A 3,170-nucleotide genomic window follows, 5' to 3' on the forward strand; every position below is an offset into this window, starting at 1 on the left:
GCCAGAGAATCACTGTTTCAAGGCATCTTTAAGCGAAAGGCCTGAAATCATGGGTTTATACTCTTTTCAGGCTCATTTTGGGATTGGAAAATACTCAAATACGATGGAAGCAAGTAAGGTTTTAAGTGGAAGTGTGCCTGAACTACCCACAGATTCAAGCCGGACAACCGATGGTTGTTGTTGGGGGATTAGGAATCTTTTTCAGTGTTGTCAGCCCAAAGTTATACCTGAGAGAAGTACGCTTGGAAGTGATGCTGATCATTTTCGTATCATCGAAAAAAGGGGTGAAGTCCAAAATGTTGTGGTTCAGGAACCGCTTATACCAAAGGCGGCAGAGACTGATCAGAGTGCTGAAATTTTCGGAGAGGATGCAGTTTGGAGGGAGGCTGAGACTTTCGAAGGCACCGATCAGGCCTTAACTGGGTTGCTATCGCTGCATCAAGGGCGGCGTCTCGATGAAGGGGGCTTTGGTAAGGTTTACCGTTATTTCAATAACAGTGGGCCGGAATATGCAGTTAAGCTTGCAGCTCTTGATAGTCATAACTCCCAAACGCAGGAGCGTTGCGACGAAGGCGAGGTGACGGGGTTAGGGGTTAAGCCAAACCCATATATTGGGAAGACATATGCGCTGATTATGGAAAACAAAAGCGAGTACGTGGCTTTAAAAGAAGAAAGTGTCTGTACTCTCTTATTGAAAGCAAGTTGGAGTGTTAGTGCTGTTATAACGGAATTGATTAATGGCGAGGCGTTAGTTGATGTAGTTCGGGGGGTAGTCGAACCTAGAGCCAAACATGGTTTTAATAATGACGTGGAAGGCGTTGGTATAGATCGGAGATTGATACAACTCTCACATTTGACGCTTTACGACCTTATCCCAGCGTTAGAATTTTTGCATGGACAAAAGGTGGTTCATCGAGATATTAAACCTGATAACTTGATGCATTTTCATGACGGTAAGAAAGAGAGGCTTAAACTTATTGACTTCGGGCTGGCTAAAAAAATAGAGAATGGAAAAAGACCAACCACAATCTGTGGTACGGAATATAACTCTTCACCTGAGCAGCTCGGTGAGAATGGGGTGCTAAAGTCCGGTTATGATGGTGTTCAGGCTGATTTGTACAACGTTGGCTCCTGCTTAGCCTGTGTTGTAACTGGCGCCGATTTGGCTAGTTTATTGAAACTCTACGAGAACGTATTCCTGACAGATATAAATACGGAAACGTCACCAACCAGTCGATTGGCCTCTATCGACGCACAATCGAAACGATGCCTGCTTCAAGAGGCTAACCCGCATTTAAATATCTATGGTGGGTTAAGTGATGTGATTGTTAGTCTCATGGAAAACGATCCACAATCCAGGCTATCTCTGGCATCGGTAAAAAGAATCACGGTTAATATGGATATAGATTTCAAAGAGTCTGATGAATAGACGCTGTCTGTAAGCTCAGAGCGCACGATGACTATAAAAGAAAATAACCTGCCTGCTCAGCCCGAAACGCCTGATTCCATTGCATTACTACTTATAGTTAGTCACCTGTCTTATAACGCATTCATGAGCCCTATTGGTGGGTGAAAGTGTGCGGAAGCCTTTTTGATCATCTTAGCTACAAAATTTACTAATACTGAGAATGAAAGTCTGAGGTTAAGGGCAAGACCGGCTAATCAGAACGCTGATGTGGTTATAGAGCACGTCGGGCAGTATATAAAAGACATTGGAGTAAGCATCCCAGGGCTTTGAAGGGTAACGGTACTGATCACATCAAAAATGCCCGATTTATTGACCAATGTGTGCTAGATCATTGAGCCTGTTACTTGGGTCGACAGTCGGTTTATCCACGCCGTGTTGAAAAAAATAATATAGGGCTTGACTCATCAAAGGGAAATCCGTTTAATACGCCTCGCACAACAAGTTGTGCATTGCCTGGGTAGCTCAGTTGGTAGAGCAGCGGATTGAAAATCCGCGTGTCGGTGGTTCGATTCCGCCCCTAGGCACCAATAAAATCAAAGGGTTACGAGAAATCGTAACCCTTTTTTTTGCTCTGGGGTCAGTTTTATTTTTGGGACAACGATTTTTTTCAGTGGAGCGGGTAACAAATAATTTTATTTTTCAGGGTGCATTTGTGTCAATTTGCTCGAATTTATAAGACTTACGTGCAAAATAATTATCGAAACAACCTCCCTCCAGAATCTCACCATCAAAAAAGCAGCAAACATAAGAAATCACAATCAGTGTGAAAATCGGTCTTGGTTGGAAAGTGTTTAGTGTCGTTTACTTAGCTATTTTTCAGCCACGTAGGTCGTTAATCCCAACGGGATTGGCGACGGTGATGATCAGCCGTGGATGGGCCACTCTTCGAGAGCAAAATTTCTTGCAGTGGGGTTGCTGACGCAAAATTATGAACGGCTTTTTGAAAACTTAATATGCATCAGCAGCAAAACCAGTTGTGGCATTGACCGGAAAAGTGAGAGCGAGAATCAGTACCCGGGTGATACAGAAGTACCCTAGCACTGATTATATGAGGACTGCGGTCTGTTCTTTTTTCCCTCTACCCATGAAACTGGCTACCCAGGCCTTCAATGATGGGAAGTGCTCTTTTAGCTGGCCAGCCCTCCATTTTACATGAATAGCGCTTCCGTTTAGGGATAATGCCCTTCCTTTCGTAACGCCGAAGAGTCGATTCAGAAATGCCGGCCAGAGTCGCAAACTCCTTGATCTTGATGTAGCCAACGCCCAGTAAAGCTTGATTCATTATTTCCTCCCTGGGCATATCTTCCTTCTTATTGCATATCTGCAAAGGGGAGCTGTATAGAAACTTGGAAGGAGGCCTCACTGCATGAACTGTGTCGTATGTCTTTACGGCTTCTGTTGGCAGGTTGTTTTTTACCGGCTTGTCGTTCTTGTTCTTCATACTCATGTCCTTGAGCTTGTTGGATGGATGTAGCTTGTCTTTAGCATTCGGATGGTTAATCATCGTAGTATTAAAGTACATCTCAAGCCATATGGAGTCTCTTCCAATATGAAATGAGCCTGAACGGAGCCCTTGTTTCCAAAATGAAATGAGCCTGTGATTTCTAATCTTTCGTCCAAAATTACTGGATGAAAATCATAATGGACACACGGCTCATCAAATCGCTCCAGCAGGTGGAGGAGCTGCTTCAGGCTACACCGC

General features: G+C 44.0%; 2 protein-coding genes and 1 tRNA gene. 2 read left to right on the plus strand and 1 reads right to left on the minus strand.

From position 1 onward, the window contains the following. Both AKL11_RS11590 and AKL11_RS11595 read left to right on the plus strand, forming a co-directional pair. Window positions 1-1,429: protein kinase domain-containing protein (locus AKL11_RS11590; RefSeq protein ID WP_216636795.1), on the plus strand; the 1,429-nt coding region annotated here is incomplete at its 5' end. A 490-nt stretch (window positions 1,430-1,919) separates the two neighbouring features. Further along, window positions 1,920-1,995, plus strand: a tRNA-Phe gene (locus AKL11_RS11595). A gap of 551 nt (window positions 1,996-2,546) precedes the next feature. On the opposite strand, the gene AKL11_RS11600 is transcribed toward AKL11_RS11595, so the two are convergent. Then, a complete protein-coding gene (locus AKL11_RS11600; protein ID WP_157673526.1) occupies window positions 2,547-2,909 on the minus strand; it encodes a MerR family transcriptional regulator in 363 nt (120 codons plus the stop codon). Window positions 2,910-3,170 lie beyond the last annotated feature (261 nt).

Source organism: Endozoicomonas ascidiicola, assembly GCF_001646945.1.
Lineage (GTDB): Bacteria > Pseudomonadota > Gammaproteobacteria > Pseudomonadales > Endozoicomonadaceae > Endozoicomonas > Endozoicomonas ascidiicola.